The organism is Paenibacillus sp. FSL H7-0357, assembly GCF_000758525.1.
Lineage (GTDB): Bacteria > Bacillota > Bacilli > Paenibacillales > Paenibacillaceae > Paenibacillus_AQ.
Window position 1 is genome coordinate 7651958 of the sequence record NZ_CP009241.1, and the last position, 15825, is coordinate 7667782.

A 15825-nucleotide genomic window follows, 5' to 3' on the forward strand; every position below is an offset into this window, starting at 1 on the left:
TCAAATGTATGATTAATCTCATGTTACCACACCGGAGTTACAAAGGCAAGCCAACATCCGAATATATCCGTATTTCCCCTTATAAGGTGTTGTTCCCAATGTAAGGGCTACCAGTCTTTATAAAAAGGGGGATTTGCATCCATATTAAGTAATATACCCAGATGATTTGACTTCGAAACGGATGCCGTCCTTAATTTTATAATAAGGACGGCTGGGCCGTCTCGCTTATCTTGACTGCCACATTATTATATACGGCTGACGCCGCTTTTATTCCTTTTGTTTTTCAAGAAGTTTCACTGTCACCTGTTTTACCTCTCCGTTGCGGTAATAAGTAATCTTCAGATCATCTCCGATTTTGGTGTGATCATACAGATACTTGCGCAGCGAAAGGGTCGATGTGATCGGTTCATTGTCAAACTTGGTAATCACATCATTGAACTGCAGTCCTGCATCCTTGGCCGGCCCTACCGCATCCAGCACAACTACTCCGTCTTTAACGGTCGTTGGCAGATTAAGCTCCTTGCGCTGATCTTCTGCGAGCGGCACATAAGGGTTATTCAAATCTACGGAATACACTCCCAGATAAGAGCGGGCAATCTTCCCGTTAGCCTCAAGCTCACCCGCCGTTTCCATAACATGATTGGCCGGGATGGCAAAACCAAGTCCCTCCACGCCTGTATCGGAAATCTTCATTGTATTAATACCAATCACCTTGCCGTTCAGATCGACCAGCGCGCCTCCGCTATTGCCCTCGTTAATTGCAGCATCCGTCTGAATGACTTCTTGTTCCCAGTCATAGACACCGTCCTGGTTCAGTGATACGGGAATGGTCCGTTCTGTGTAGCTGACAATCCCCGAGGTCAAGCTATCGCCGAGTCCCAGCGGATTGCCGATAGCAATGACCGTCTCCCCAAACCGCAGCTTGGAGGAATCACCAATCTGGGCTACTGTGGTAATGCCTTTAGCATCAATGGAGAGCACCGCGATATCACTTACTTTATCCGTACCCACAAGTGTTGCCTTGCGTGTCTCACCATCTACCGTAACCACTTCCAGCTTGCCGAAGCCCTCGATCACATGATTATTGGTAATAATAAAGGCCTTGTTATCGTCCTTCTTATAGATCACTCCCGAGCCAAGTGCCGACTCGTCGAGAATGTTAAGTTCCTTGTTATCTTCTTTATGATTAATTATGCTCACAACGGCCGGTCGGACAAGAGCCGCAGCCTGAACAATCCGTTCATACGGGTCACCGCTGCTTGCAGTCACCTTCTCAATCACTTTCGGCTGCTCCGCCTTCTCCTGTGTCAACTGACCTGTAGCCAGACTGAACAGAAGTACTGCAACCACCGCACTGATCACTGAGCTAATGACAGACACCTGCCAAGTTGCCAGGCTCCGCCGTGATTTGCGGGCAGACCAATTCCGGCTCGTTAAGACCTTAGAGGGTTCCTGCCCTCTGCCTTCGCGCCGCGGTACCTTGGTTGAATAAAAATCATCATCAAACAGTCCCACCGTTACATCCTCTCCCCTCTATTGCCACTGCATCCATGACCTGAACGCCAAGCAACCACGCCCGAGCTTTCCGCTTTATCTCTTAGACTCCTGAAAGCTCTAAAAGGTTTCACTTCATTCATTCACCACAAATGTGTGTGTTATAAGCGCAAGGGGTCTCCTATTCTTGCAACATATTAAAAAAGGATAAGCTTCAATCCGGAATATTTTCCAACTTAAAAGACTACAATAATAGAAGTACTATTTAAACTCAGGCTTAATTCTGCTCTTTATGATTGTATCACAGGCGGGGCTAGCACCCACGTTTTTTCTGACGTAAAAACCCTACAAATTTTTTACAGATCAGCTTTCATTTAGCTCAGAAGGAGGAATAAATATGGAATCTTTTTCAACAAGTATGGATCTGGTGCAATTTATCGGCAAACTCGGTGACCTGAAGGATGAACACTATCATCTGATCCTGGTTCAAAGCGCCATGATCGAGCTGCTGATTGATAAAGGGCTTTTCTCACGCCAAGAATTGGAACGTAAAATTACGGAGGTAGACCAGCTTATGACTGGCTCACCTTATCCCACGGCGTAGGCTGGTCATAATAGGTATCGCACAATCTGAACTCACTGTCTCTGAAGAAGCAGCCCCGGTCTTCCATTGCCCCGCGCACCGACATTTTGGCCAAATCCATCATATTGTGATCCCGGCTTAAGTGAGCCAGATAGGTCCGTTTGGTCCGTCCGGTAAGAATCTCGCTTAGTGCCGCTCCCGCCGCCTCATTGGAGAGATGGCCTAAATCGCCCAGAATCCGCCGTTTCGTATTCCACGGATAACGCCCCATTCTCAGCATCTCTATATCGTGGTTGGCCTCCAGTACCAGCACATCCGAATCGGCAATCGCCGTCCGCACTTTATCACTGACATACCCAAGATCCGTAGCAACACAAAGCTTCTCCTTGCCGTCATAAAAATTGTACCCTACCGGTTCAGCCGCATCATGGGAGATTGCAAATGACTCTACCCGCAGACTGCCGAAATCCCTGTGCTGTCCGGTCTCCATAATAATCCGGTTATGCTCGGCAATAGTGCCGATCCCCTTCTCAATCGCCCCCCAGGTATTGGAGTTGGCGTAGATCGGAAGATCGTATTTGCGGGCCATGGCTCCAAGTCCCTTGATATGGTCCGAGTGCTCATGCGTAACCAGTATTCCGTCTATCTCCTTGCCCGTCATCTCACGCATCGCGAGCAGCTCGTCGATCCGTTTGGCGCTGAGGCCCGCGTCGATCATAAGCGCCGTTTCCCCGTTTCGCACCACTGTTACGTTGCCGGTAGAACCGCTGGACAGTACCGTAAATGAAATCCCCATATCTCTCTCCTGCTCCTTCTACTCTGTTGTCTTCGGACTGATGATGTCCGCACTGATGGCATCGACGTAATAGGCGTTGCCGTTCTCCAGCATAAAGCGCCACATTGGCGAAGCCACCTGGCTTTCAGAGTTGAACAATTCCCCATAATAGCCAAGCTCAATCTCTTTAACTACCGAATCCGCCGGAAAATATTTCTCAATCAGGCTGCTGAGTGCCTGTGAGGCCGGAAGCACCTTCTGGATATCTTCGTCACTGCTTGTAGCTCCGATTTCAATCTTCGGCCAACGGTAGGCCACAATTTTTTGATCACTGTTGATCAGCTCAAGCCGCACTCTGAACAAAGACCATTTATGGTCGACCAGTGGATGAAGTACAAATTTGCCTACCTCGCTCTCCTGAGAATCAAAGCGATAATTGGCGATGTCTGTGATCTGGTCTGCCAGTGAACTGCTCAGTTCGGCAAATGATGAATAAATCAGCTTGCTGTCTATCGGCACCTTCAGTTCAACCGGTTCCTCATTCTGCTCTTCCCCGGAGTAGCGGTAAGTGATATCGGGCAGCTGCGGAGTGGCAGCCGGAATGGGACACAACACACGAATCCCCTTCTGTTCCATCACCGCCTGCGTTTCTGCGGATAGGGAAGTGAAATCCAGATTGGCACTGGCCTGATCGCGCAAGTCCATCCAGAGCTGATAACAAAGCAGCAGATTCAATACCAGAAAGGCGTAAATCAGCACATTTTTGGCTCTTCCCCAGTCCATACCGCTCCTCCTTAAAGTTTTGTGAGCATTCACTTCGTTGATTCTGCTTCGAACAAAACTAGCTTCGGAAGCATCCGCTTCGTTTGTGAGCATTCACTTCGTTGATTCTGCTTCGTCGTGTGAATTCCCGCGCGTCTATTACTCTAGTTCAGTGTAAGGAAAGTGCCGTCACGGAGCGTCACCCGCCATACCGGCAGGAGCTTCAGCTTCTCCCCGTTTACTGAAGCAACATAGGCCGGGGTCAAATCCTTCACAGGCGAAGCTTCGCTGAATTGGGCCAGCTTAGCCCGCAGCTCATCGCCACCGGGAAGCTCCACAATCTGTTTAACGGCTTTTCCCTCTTCTGTATACATCAGCGATCGCTCATAGGAGGATACTGTGCCCTGCTGCAACTCCAGGTTAATAGCGCCATACTGCAGCTTCGGCTTGCTCATAATCGGATAAGAACCGTAGTACTGCTGGAAGGAAACGGTCCGCTCCTGGTTGCCCTCCTCCGTTGATGCCAGACGGTATGTACCGTTCCATCCACCATGCTTGTTGACAAAATCCACCGCTTCCAGGGCATCCTTCGCAGGTGTACTTTCACCCGCAGGAAGTGCAGCCGGATCGCTATAGCTCATCCAGTTCTGTTCCTGATCAACCTGCAGGCTGCGTTTGCTGTCTGTATAAATCTTTGAGCCATCCTTCTCTGGAATATATCTGGTGCTGCCGGCATCAAAGAATAGATTGTTCTGCATTTGTTCAATGGTGTACATGCCGGAGGGAATTTCCACCTCAACCAGCGATATTTTTTCTTCCGGCACATAATAATCGCCATTCACTGCGGTATATGGCGTCCAATTCATACCGAAATCCACATGCTGCTGCACGTCCTGAACAGTCAAATCCGCCTTAGCCGCTTCATATACGATATCACCTCTAGTGCTGAAAAAGACGGCATGTGCCTTGGAATCATTTTTAACATTGTAAATCCAGATCCGGTCAATGCTTTCTCCCTGGAACAGCGAATCGGGAGCAAGCTGCATTACCCGCTGCAGCAAGGTTACCGGAATGCCGGCACCGAAGGACAGCTCAATGCCCGAATTCTCACTGCGGATCTTGTCCCAATCGAAATCCTGCACCGAGCGCCGCTGAAAGCTCTCAAACCCGCGTCCTTTCAGCCGGTTCATGATCAGGTCATAGAAGGTGGAGCCGGGATAAAACAGCGTATGCTTGTCCTCCCCCATATGAATGATCATTTTATCAGGGTAGAGCAGATTCTCAACTTTTTCTTCGGGCCCCATATTATCTGTCTTCACATACAAGTTCTCTGACATCACCGCTGAGTCGCTCCCCGGCAGCCGGTAGATCAGATAATAGCTCTCTACAAGACTTCCGCAAACGAGCAGGGCAAGTATCCATGACTTGATTGTTTCCTTCACAATACACTCCCCCTTTGCTCTTTCAGAGGCAGTGTGAAGGTTACCAGCGAGCCTTCATTAAGCTCTGACTGCAGGGAAATTGACCCTCCATGCGCTTTGACAATTTCCCGGGCAATGGACAGCCCGAGTCCGGTGCCGCCCATATTGCGCGAGCGGGCTTTATCAACCCGGTAAAAACGTTCAAAAATCCGTTCGATATCCTTCTTGGGAATCCCAATCCCGGAATCACGTACAGAAACGGCCAGCATTCCATCTTCGGTTTTGAGTGCCTCCAATTGAATGGTCCCGCCTTCCGGCGTATATTTCAGCGCATTGGAGACCAAATTGCCCAGCACCTGATCAATTTGATCGCGGTCCAGCCAGGCCGTGGCGACTTCCTTGCGCACTCTTGTGCTGATATGAATTCGTTTCTGGCGAATCTGGAAGGAGAAGCGGTCCGCCACATCCTCCAGCATCTCGGAGATATCCGTCTGCTGAATGCGCAGGCTCGATTCCCTCGAATCCAGCCGCGAGAGATGCAGCAGATCCGTAACAAGCCGGATCATCCGTTCTGTCTCATTGCGGATGACTCCGACAAACCGCGCAGCAAGCTGCGGATCATCGAGCGCACCATCATCAAGCGCCTCAACATAGCTCTTGATCGTCGTCAGTGGAGTCCGCAGCTCATGCGAGACATTCGCCACGAACTCCCGCCGCGATTCCTCCAGATTCTCCTGTTCGGTGACATCCTGCAGCACCGCAATGGTTCCGGCAATCCCTCCGCCTTCACGGCGGTGAATCGGGGTGAAGGTGACCCGGACGATATTGGGATCGCCTCCGCCCATTGGCGAGAGATGAAGCATCGCTGATTGGGCGTTGCCTTGCGCCAGCGACCCCGACTGCTCATGATCGAGACCGAGCAGCTCATCGAGCGGTGCCCCTTCCGGAAGCGGGCCTTCCGCTCCCAGCATATCTGCTGCCCGGGTATTCATCAGAATCACCACGCCGCTTTCATCAGTAGCTACCACGCCGTCACTCATATTGGTCAGGATGGAAGCAAGCTTCTCCTTCTCCTCTTCATTCTGCGACAGCGCTTCGCGGAGCCTTCCTGTCATGTAGTTGAACGCCTGACTGAGCTGCCCAATTTCATCATTGCCGAACACAGGCATCTTACGGTTGAACCGGCCCTCAGCAACCGCTGTGGCATGCCGGGTCATCTCCTTGATAGGATGGGTGATCGTATGGGCGAGAATGACACACAGAACGGCCGTCAGGGCGAGCGCCAGCAGCAGACCGGAGAGGAACACGCTGTTAATCCGGCTCATCGTGGCGTATAAATCTTTCATATCGGCAGCAATATAAATCGCGCCTACCACTTTGTCGCCGGAGAGAACCGGCTTGGCGACCACCTTCTTGCGCACATTATCATCGGCAATGATATATTCCTCGTTATCGCTGATGCCTTGCAGGGCACGGCTGACCACGGTTTGTGTGTTCCGCTGCCCGACATAATCATTTTGCGAAGGGACAGATGTCGTAATAATTTTACCGCTCGCATCCAGTACCTGAATTTCAGCTCCGCTGATATACAGATTATTGACCATTCCGCGCAGACTCTCCACTGCAGTCTCTTCACCGGCAGTTCCGGCTTCGCTGCCTAGTTTATCTGCCGTAAGGATCGACAACATTTCTGCCCGCGCCTTTAAATCTTTGGTGAAGTTATCAGTTAGTGAATTCTTCATCGAGCTGACAAAATATACACCGATCAGCTGCATCGCGATCAGAATCAGCAGCACGTAAATAATGATAAGCTTGGCCTGAATCGTCCGGAAAAAGGACCGCCCTTTCATCACAGCCCCCCGCTTTTGGGGCTATGCATCAAATAACCGAGTCCGCGCCGGGTGAAGATATATTCCGGCTTGCTGGGATTCTCCTCAATTTTTTCTCTCAGCCGGCGGATCGTGACATCCACGGTCCGCACATCCCCGAAATATTCGAAGCCCCATACCGCCTGCAGCAGATGCTCCCGGGTCATTACTTTGCCGGCGTGGCGAATCATATAATAGAGCAGCTCATACTCACGATGTGTTAAATCGAGCGGCTCTCCGTCTTTATAAACCATGTACATGTCGGTATCAACGAACAGGCCGAAATGATTGACGCCCTGTTTGCTCTCCGCTCTTTCACTAAGCATTTCGGACGGCGATGGCTTATGCTGGCGCCGCATTTGAGCTTTGACTCTGGCCAGCAGCTCGCGCGTGCTGAAAGGCTTGGTCACATAATCATCCGCACCCAATTCCAGACCCAGCACTTTGTCGATCTCACCGTCTTTGGCTGTCAGCATGATGATCGGGATGTCCAAATGCGCAGAGCGCACTTCGCGGCAGACATCCATGCCATCCTTGCCGGGAAGCATCAGATCAAGCAGCATCAGATCGGGCCGTCTGGACAGAGCCAGCTCCACAGCACTGTTGCCGTCAAAGGCACAGATTACCTCATAGCCCTCTTTTTCGAGATTAAACTTTAATATATCAGCAATAGGCTGTTCATCGTCTACTACCAGAATCGTTCCCATCTGCATATGCTCAGCTTCACCTTTCTAAGCGTACTAATCACTCATTCTCTTATTTTAACATACCTGCACTGGCGTCACATCCTACGAAGTGGGGATAGAAATATACTTTCATCCAGTTCATCAATATATTTTTAGCTTTAAAAGATAAAGCCGCCCGAAAACTCGGACGGCTGATTATAACCTATGGATTATTTCAGATATCTCAGCGGATTGACCGCTGTGCCGTTCTTGCGGATCTCAAAATGCAGGTGGGTACCGGTTGAACGCCCCGTGTTGCCCATAACACCAATGCCGGCTCCCTGCTCCAGCCGCTGGCCGACAGATACTGAGATGCTTCTCAGATGGCCGTAGTAGGTGACATATCCGTTTTTGTGATCCACAATGACCACATTGCCGTAGCCGCTCTGTACACCTGCAAAAGTAACCGTCCCGGCATCCGCAGCTGTTATGGTCCGGTTACCGGATACGAGATCGACTCCTTTATGGCTTCGTCCCCAGCGCTGGCCAAAGCTGCTGGAGAGGCTTGCCCGGCTGACCGGCCAGGCGAACATGCCCGTTCCTTCGCCGACTACCTTCGTGCCGCGATAGACCACCTCAGGCAAGGAAGCCTTCAGAACCGTCTGGCCCATCCATTCTTCCTTCACTACGAGACCATTTTCCTTGGTCACCCGGTACTGCATCTGTTTCAGGCCGGTCTGTCCTGCCCGGACCACCTTGCTCTTGCCTGCTGCCAGCTCATCGCTCTTGCGGACAATCACTTCCGGCTCAGTGACAAGCTGCTCCGATACCTGCTCTACGGTTACTACAGTAAGCTCTGGCTGTGGTACGGTCAATTGCAGCTCGTCTCCAATTTGCAGGGTCAGCTCTTTCACCGACGGATTGTTGCGGAAAATATCAGCCTGCGTAATCTCAAAACGTTTGGCAATCCCAGAGACGGTATCGCCTTCCTGAACCGCATAAACAAGCGGCTCCTCTTTCCCTTCGGTAAGCACCTCAACCGCTTCCTCGACGCTCAGCACCTGGGTGGGGTCCGCCTTGACAGGAACAACGGCAACGTCCTCCTGAATGGCAACCGATTCTACCTTGTCTGCATTTGCCGGTGCAGCCGCCTTCGCAGAACGCGTAGCTGCTGTCCTCTTGAGCTGGGTGCCCGTTGAAACCGCGGCAACTGGAACGTAGTGTTCTTTCACACTCTGCAGGACGGCATTCGCTGTCTCCTGATCTTTGACAATTCCCACAGCTTTGCCATCCACCGTCAGCTGCACACCCACTGCATAAGCTTTAAGCATGCCATCCAGCTTGTCCAGCGTAGCCGCACTGTCTATTTCCGGTTTATACGCTTTTTCCGCCTCTGTCGTAATGCCGCTTGTTTGCAGCACCATCACTGAATCGGGATACTTGAGCTGATATTCCTGCTGCTTCTCTTCGAACAGCCGATCCAGCTCTGTTTCCTCGCTGATCTTTCCGATTTCCTCACCCTTAACCAGCACCTTATAATAGGTTACCGTGTTCGCGGTCACATATTTCTTCTCTACCCCGATTGAAAAGGTCGCCAGAAGCACCAGACCGGCAGAAGCTGCTATCCAGGACCGCCGGAATCTCCGAGGTTTGGTTTCTTGATAAAAGACGTTAGTTTCGCTAGAGGCACAACTGCCCTTTTGACTTTCTGCGCTGAATTCTGCGGATGTCTCTGCTTTGTCCCGCAGTTTCCCCATCCCGCGCATGAACTTAAATCCTTTCATGAAACTCTCCCTTTCAGTCCGCTTAGAAGCGGCCAACCTTGTTATTCGACCCCTTTTATATATGCTGCTGCATCTATTTACTATGTGCGTTAGTGTACCTGCATTTCGTTTCCGTCCAAAATATAAGCATAAAGTATGAGGTAAAATTCGCACTTTTCTTATATTTAAAAAGGTTACAAAAAATTAACCCCTTATAGTCCTTTTTTACTGTACCATAGACGGCAGAAAAATTTCAACTTTACCCCAAAGACAAAACCCGCGATAATCGCGGGTTTCTTCCATGATTTTGACATTTTAACATCAAGAACGTGTCCAAAAAATGACAATTTTTAGTTTGTGGTACTCTCAGTTGAATTTGGTGTAAGCATTTTCATTAATGTGTCATATTCATCAGGATTCACATACTTGGCAATGACTTGCTGCAGTTCCTTCACTTCATTCTCCGTCAACCCATCCTCCATCGCCGTTGAGATTTTCTGCATCTCCTCCTGCGGAAGCTTGGTCATCAGGATATTGAAAATATTGGATTTCTCATCCATGGGCAAACTGTCCTTGAGCTCACCCATCGCTTCCGGTGTCATCACCAGCTGCTGGTCCAGTGCACTGTCACTTTGTTCTTCCTCTCCGGAAGCCTCTCCCATTACAGCCAAAGCATCCTCAGGCACCTTTTCCTCCACGGACTTCTCCGTTTTTTGTTCTGGTGTGTCCACCGTTTCACTTTTACTGTCTTTCTTTGCACCGGGGGCATCTTTAACATCCTCAGCTACATTTTTGGCGTTATCTGTGGCTCCCATTCCCGTGAGGCTCTTGATAAAACCGCCGATGCCCGGTGACGGCCCCTCCAGCTTTATATCAAAACTGGCCAACACCGACTGTATATACGTATTGACGACGAATGCCGTGGTCAGAACCGAAAGTGCGCTGGCCAGTACGACAATCAGGCAGACTCCAAGTGCACGTCTTACTATCTTCATCTTCATCACTCCCTTGCGCCCTGTTCATATTCAATCTCCGGAGGATCAGTGCGTTATTGCTTTCATCCTCCCAGTATTGACTAGAACCGGCTCCGGGAAACCAAAATATTACATAATTGTTGAAGCGCAAAAAAAAGAGACCCACATAGGGGGCCCCTTTACTCACAGGAATCACTTAGATATAGATAGGCAGAACCTGATTGGTCTGCTCACGGTTGCGTCCTACGGAGAAGATGGCAATCGGAATGCCTGTAAGCTCCGATACCCGCTCCACATATCTGCGTGTATTAGCCGGCAGATCCTCCAGTGTCTTCGCTCCGGTGATGTCTTCGCTCCAGCCTGGAAGCTCCTCATAGACAGCTTCGCATTCAGCCAGCATTTTGAGGCTGGCCGGATAGTGAGTAATCACCTCGCCGCGGAATTTATAGCCGGTGCAAATCTTCACCGTCTCAAGGCCGCTAAGCACATCCAGCGAGTTGAGCGACAGACCGGTAATTCCGCTGACCCGGCGGGCATGACGGACAACCACACTGTCGAACCAGCCCACACGGCGTGCACGTCCGGTTACAGTACCATATTCATGGCCTGTTTCACGGATGTAATCACCCGTAGCATCGTTCAGCTCAGTAGGGAACGGACCATCGCCAACACGGGTAGTGTAGGCCTTGGCAACCCCGATAACCTGCTTGATCTTCGAAGGGCCCACGCCAGAACCGATACACACACCACCAGCCGAAGGGTTCGACGATGTAACAAACGGATAAGTCCCTTGATCGATATCCAGCATTACACCTTGTGCACCTTCAAACAGTACTCTGGAATCAGCATCTATAGCATCATTCAGAACCACTGAAGTATCCGTCACATAACCGCGAAGCACTTCTGCATACTCCAGATATTTGACCAGAATTTCTTCCACGTTCAAGGCTTCCGCTCCATATACCTGGGTAATGACCTGATTCTTTTCCTCCATTAATTGGCGTAGTCTCAGCTCAAATTCCTCGGCATCCATCAGATCGGCGATCCGGATTCCGTTGCGTGCCGCTTTATCCATATACGCCGGGCCAATTCCCTTGCGTGTAGTACCGATTTTGTTCGGGCCTTTACGGTCTTCTTCCAAGGCATCAAGCAGCATATGATATGGCATAATGACATGGGCACGATCACTGATCACCAGATTTTTGGTATCAAATCCGTTCTCATGAATATAATTAATTTCTTGGATCAGGGCTTCCGGATTAATAACCATTCCGTTACCGATTACACAAGTCTTTTCTTTATAAAATACACCTGATGGAATCAAGCTCAGCTTGAATTTCTTTCCGTCAATCAGAATCGTGTGACCGGCATTGTTACCCCCCTGATACCGGGCGACCACATCTGCGCTCTCTGCCAGAAAATCCGTGATCTTCCCTTTGCCTTCGTCTCCCCATTGTGTTCCCACGACGACTACCGTTGACATATTCATTCCTCCGTAGGTGCAAGCTAGCACCATTATTTTTCATAATATGGGCTCTGTACAGCGTTCTTATGTACGCAGCCCTCCGGACGCCAAAGCAGTTTTAACCCGCTAAAGCACAATAACCAGTGTAACAGCGGTACTTTTTAAAGTCAAATAAAAACGAACGATCACACAAGGAAATGTGCAATCGTTCGGGAATTGTGAATAAATGATCTACCCTGCAAAAGGTTCAGAGTGTGCCCGCTCGTAGTTGACGAACTTGTTGAAATTTTTCAGGAACACAAGCTCTACAGTGCCGACAGGGCCGTTACGCTGTTTGGCAATAATAATTTCAATGATATTTTTCTTTTCGGTATCCTGGTTATAGTAGTCATCACGATACAGGAAGGCTACGATATCGGCATCCTGCTCAATGGAACCGGATTCCCGAAGGTCACTCATCATCGGACGCTTGTCCTGCCGCTGCTCCACACCCCGGCTGAGCTGGGAAAGGGCAATGACCGGAACATCAAGCTCACGGGCAATCTGCTTCAGGGTACGGGAAATCTCGGATACCTCCTGCTGGCGGTTCTCCCCGCCCTTGCCGCGGCCCTGAATGAGCTGCAAGTAGTCGATGACGATCATGCCGAGGCCTTTTTCCTTCTTGAGCCTGCGGCATTTCGCCCGGATATCTGTAACCGTGATCCCGGGAGTATCATCAATATAGATTTCTGCTTCCGATAAGGACTGAATCCCCATCGTAAGCTTCGACCAATCATCATCACTTTTGAAATCACCGGTACGCATAATGTTGGCATCGAGGTTGGCTTCCGCGCAGATCATACGCTGTACCAGCTGCGGCGCCGACATTTCCAGACTGAAGATGGCTACGGTCTCTTTGGCACGAACCGCTACATTCTGGGCAATATTCAGTGCGAATGCCGTCTTCCCTACGGATGGACGGGCCGCCACAATAATCAGGTCATTGCGCTGGAAGCCGTTGGTCATATGATCAAGGTCGGCAAAGCCGGTGGGGATCCCGGAGGTGCCCCCCTTATTCTGATGAAGCAGCTCCACACGGTCGAAGACCTGCATGAGCACATCACGGATGGCGATGAAGCCGCTGCCGCTCCGGCGGTTGGAGATCTCCAGGATCCGCCGCTCGGCATCGCTCAGCATATCGGCTACATCCTCACCGCCGGTGTACCCTTCACTGACGATCTGCGTCGCTGTACGGATCAGCCGCCGCAGCATCGCCTTCTCTTCAATAATCTGCGCATAATATTCCACGTTGGCCGCAGTCGGCACAGCATGCGCCAGCTTAGCCAAATAGCTGACACCGCCGATATCCTCAAGCTGTCCCTTGTCCTGCAGTCTGGACGTCAGCGTAACCAGATCAATCGGCTGGCTCTCTTCTCCGAGCTGCACCATCGCCTCAAAAATCATTTGATGCGGTTTATCGTAGAAGTCTTCGGTATTCACCCGCTCCATCGCGGTAACCAGCGCTTCATCCTGCAGCAGAACAGCACCGATTACAGCCTGCTCTGCCTCCAGGTTCTGCGGGGGAATCCGATCGAAAAAGAGATCTCCACCCATCTTACTCCTCCGTTACCTGCACCGTAAGGTTAGCCTTTACTTCAGTATGCAGCTTCACACTTACCTGAAACGTACCTACATGGCGAATGGGATCACTCAGCTCAATTTTGCGCTTGTCGATTACGATCCCTTGTGTTTCCACCAAAGTTTCGGCGATCTGCTTGCTTGTAATAGCGCCGAAGAGACGGCCGCCTTCACCCGATTTTGCTTTCAGGGTCAACGTCAGCTCGTCCAGCTTCTTACCCAGCTGCTGCGCTTCCTCTTTCTCCTGGTCCTTGCGGCGCTGCTCGGCTGCTGCCTGATTCTCCAGAGTTTTCACATTGCCGTCTGTGGCCGGGCGTACCAAGCCGCGCGGCAGCAGGAAGTTCGCTGCATAGCCTTCCGATACCTCTTTCACTTGCCCCTTCTTGCCTTGACCTTTAACATCCTTTATAAAAATGACCTTCATTCGAATAGCCCCTCTTTCGCTTCAATTTCAGCCAGAACTTCCATTAGTCTGGCTTCTGCTTGCTTGCATGTTCCCTCGAGCTGCACCGCTGCGTTGGACAAATGCCCTCCGCCGCCGAGCTTCTCCATGACCACCTGCACATTCATTCGTCCGAGTGACCGGGCACTGATGCCGATGAGGCCGTCAGGCCGCTCACTGATCACGAATGAAGCCACCACATTCGTCATTCCAAGCAGCGTATCCGCTGTCTGGGCAATTAAGAGCTGTGGAATTTTCATTCCCGGTGAGGTTACAACGAGTGCAATATGATCATACACCATCCGGGCATGTTTGATAATTTCCGCTTTGGAAATGTACTCCTGCAAATCCTCTTTCAGCATACGCTGGATAAGGATCGTGTCCGCGCCGATCCGCCGCAGAAACCCTGCCGCTTCAAAGGTTCGCGAGCCGGTATGCAACGCGAAATGCTTCGTGTCGACCGTAATTCCCGCGAGCAGCATGGTAGCCTCCAGCGGACTGAGCTTAATCTTGTCATGAATGTACTGCAGCAGCTCTGTTACCAGCTCGCAGGTGGAGGAGGCATAGGGCTCCAGATAGACCAGCACCGCATCATTAATGAACTCCTCACCCCGGCGATGATGGTCAACAACAACAATGCGGCTGGCGTACTGCACGAGACGCGGCTCCATCGTCATGGAGGCCTTGTGCGTATCCACGACAATCAGCAGCGTATGTTCAGTCATCATCTGGAGTGCCTGCTCTGTAGTAACAAAGGTTTTGTACAGCTCATCATCGCGGCGGATCTGCTCCATCATTCTAGTGATGGACGGATTAGGCGTCTCCATCACGATGTTAGCTTCCACATTGTACATCTGTGCCGCCTTAAGCAGCCCAATAGCGGCCCCTACGGCATCAATATCGGGGACCCGGTGACCCATAATCAGCACTCTGTCGCTCTCCTGCATCAGGTCACGCAGCGCATGCGCAATGACCCGCGCCCGGACTCTCGTGCGCTTCTCCGCCGCGTTGCTCTTGCCTCCATAGAAGGAGAGCCTCTGGCCCGCCTTAACAGCTGCCTGATCCCCGCCGCGGCCCAGCGCCATGTCCAGACTGGATTGCGCCAGCGCTCCGAGCTCACTGGCGGACTCTGAACCATAGGCAAGGCCTATGCTCAGCGTCATCGGCACCTTGAGGTCGGCCGTCATTTCGCGCACTTCGTCGAGTACAACGAACCGGCTCTCTTCCAGCGCCTGCAGGCTGCGGTGATTCAGCAGCATCAGGTAGCGCTCTGAGGACAACCGCCGCAAGTATACTTCAAACTGCTTGCTCCACTCCGTAATCTCACTGGCTACCTTGGCGATCAGCGAAGTGCGCTGCTGATCATCCATGCCTTGGGCTGCTTCATCGAGATTGTCCATCATCACAATACCGATGGCCAGCTTCTCTTCTTCATACCTTTCCCGCAGAACCACAAGCTCGGTAATGTCATACAAATAGAGCAGACGCTCGCTGGGTATGGCCACAACCTGATAATACCGGTCATCCACTGAAATTTCCTGTCTGATGTCCTTGAGCACGCCCTCTTTGGCCGGGTCCCGCTTGACCGGCACATTTCCCGTCAGAGAGGACATCATCTCAGGCAGCAGCTCCTGCAGCGCTTCGCCTACCAGGGACTTCCGGGAAAAGATATCCCCGGCATTGCGGTTGTTCCACTCCACCGTGCGGTCTTCGCTATACAGGATAATGCCGAGCGGAAGCATGCTGACCGCCTCACCTTCCACCCGCTTGATGCGGAAAGAAAGCCCGTTGATATATTCCACCAGGTTGCGCCGGAATGAGATCTCCGCTTGCAGCATGGAGAAACATAAAGTGCCGGCCAGAAACAGGCTGGCAATCCCCAGAGCCCAGTTATAGATACTGACGACTATAATAAGGACCAGCAGCAGCAGGAACGCCCATACGGTATGATAGCCGTGCCAGCGTCTTTGCAGAAATTTAGGCATGAGCTCTCACC

Annotated in this window: 13 protein-coding genes; 1 reads left to right on the forward strand and 12 read right to left on the reverse strand. The window is 51.2% G+C overall.

Annotation, left to right across the window (positions count from 1 at the left end):
* Positions 1-267 precede the first annotated feature (267 nt).
* Complete coding sequence (locus H70357_RS33820) at positions 268-1515, reverse strand: S1C family serine protease (protein ID WP_038598214.1); 1248 nt, start codon at positions 1513-1515, stop codon at positions 268-270.
* A 376-nt stretch (positions 1516-1891) separates the two neighbouring features.
* Here H70357_RS33820 and H70357_RS33825 point away from each other — a divergent pair, with 376 nt between their 5' ends.
* Complete coding sequence (locus tag H70357_RS33825; protein WP_038598216.1) at positions 1892-2098, forward strand: hypothetical protein; 207 nt, start codon at positions 1892-1894, stop codon at positions 2096-2098.
* Here the strand turns inward: H70357_RS33825 and H70357_RS33830 are convergent.
* The 11 genes from H70357_RS33830 to H70357_RS33880 form a co-directional block, all read right to left on the reverse strand.
* Positions 2067-2873, reverse strand: coding sequence for an MBL fold metallo-hydrolase (locus tag H70357_RS33830; RefSeq protein ID WP_038598218.1), 807 nt, complete (start codon positions 2871-2873; stop codon positions 2067-2069). The genes H70357_RS33825 and H70357_RS33830 overlap by 32 nt on opposite strands.
* An 18-nt stretch (positions 2874-2891) precedes the next feature.
* The gene (yycI, locus tag H70357_RS33835; protein ID WP_038598220.1) at positions 2892-3635 is read right to left on the reverse strand and encodes a two-component system regulatory protein YycI; all 744 of its coding nucleotides are present in this window, start codon (positions 3633-3635) and stop codon (positions 2892-2894) included.
* A 143-nt stretch (positions 3636-3778) separates the two neighbouring features.
* Positions 3779-5056, reverse strand: a complete 1278-nt coding sequence (locus H70357_RS33840) for a YycH family regulatory protein (protein ID WP_038598222.1) — start codon at positions 5054-5056, stop codon at positions 3779-3781.
* Entirely contained in the window at positions 5053-6885 is a 1833-nt protein-coding gene (gene walK / locus H70357_RS33845; protein ID WP_038598224.1) for a cell wall metabolism sensor histidine kinase WalK, read from the reverse strand. Before walK ends, H70357_RS33840 begins: the two co-directional genes overlap by 4 nt.
* Positions 6885-7616, reverse strand: a complete 732-nt coding sequence (yycF, locus tag H70357_RS33850) for a response regulator YycF (protein ID WP_038598226.1) — start codon at positions 7614-7616, stop codon at positions 6885-6887. Before yycF ends, walK begins: the two co-directional genes overlap by 1 nt.
* Before the next feature lie 182 nt (positions 7617-7798).
* Complete coding sequence (locus H70357_RS33855) at positions 7799-9352, reverse strand: M23 family metallopeptidase (protein WP_038598228.1); 1554 nt, start codon at positions 9350-9352, stop codon at positions 7799-7801.
* Positions 9353-9681: 329 nt separating this feature from the next.
* Entirely contained in the window at positions 9682-10326 is a 645-nt protein-coding gene (locus tag H70357_RS33860; RefSeq protein WP_038598230.1) for a hypothetical protein, read from the reverse strand.
* Positions 10327-10501: 175 nt separating this feature from the next.
* On the reverse strand, positions 10502-11788 hold the full coding sequence (locus H70357_RS33865) for an adenylosuccinate synthase (protein ID WP_038598232.1): 1287 nt from the start codon (positions 11786-11788) through the stop codon (positions 10502-10504).
* A gap of 213 nt (positions 11789-12001) precedes the next feature.
* The gene (dnaB, locus tag H70357_RS33870) at positions 12002-13363 is read right to left on the reverse strand and encodes a replicative DNA helicase (RefSeq protein ID WP_038598234.1); all 1362 of its coding nucleotides are present in this window, start codon (positions 13361-13363) and stop codon (positions 12002-12004) included.
* Position 13364: 1 nt separating this feature from the next.
* On the reverse strand, positions 13365-13811 hold the full coding sequence (gene rplI / locus H70357_RS33875) for a 50S ribosomal protein L9 (RefSeq protein ID WP_038598236.1): 447 nt from the start codon (positions 13809-13811) through the stop codon (positions 13365-13367).
* Positions 13808-15814, reverse strand: a complete 2007-nt coding sequence (locus tag H70357_RS33880; protein WP_038598238.1) for a DHH family phosphoesterase — start codon at positions 15812-15814, stop codon at positions 13808-13810. The genes rplI and H70357_RS33880 overlap by 4 nt, the downstream gene beginning before the upstream one ends.
* Positions 15815-15825 lie beyond the last annotated feature (11 nt).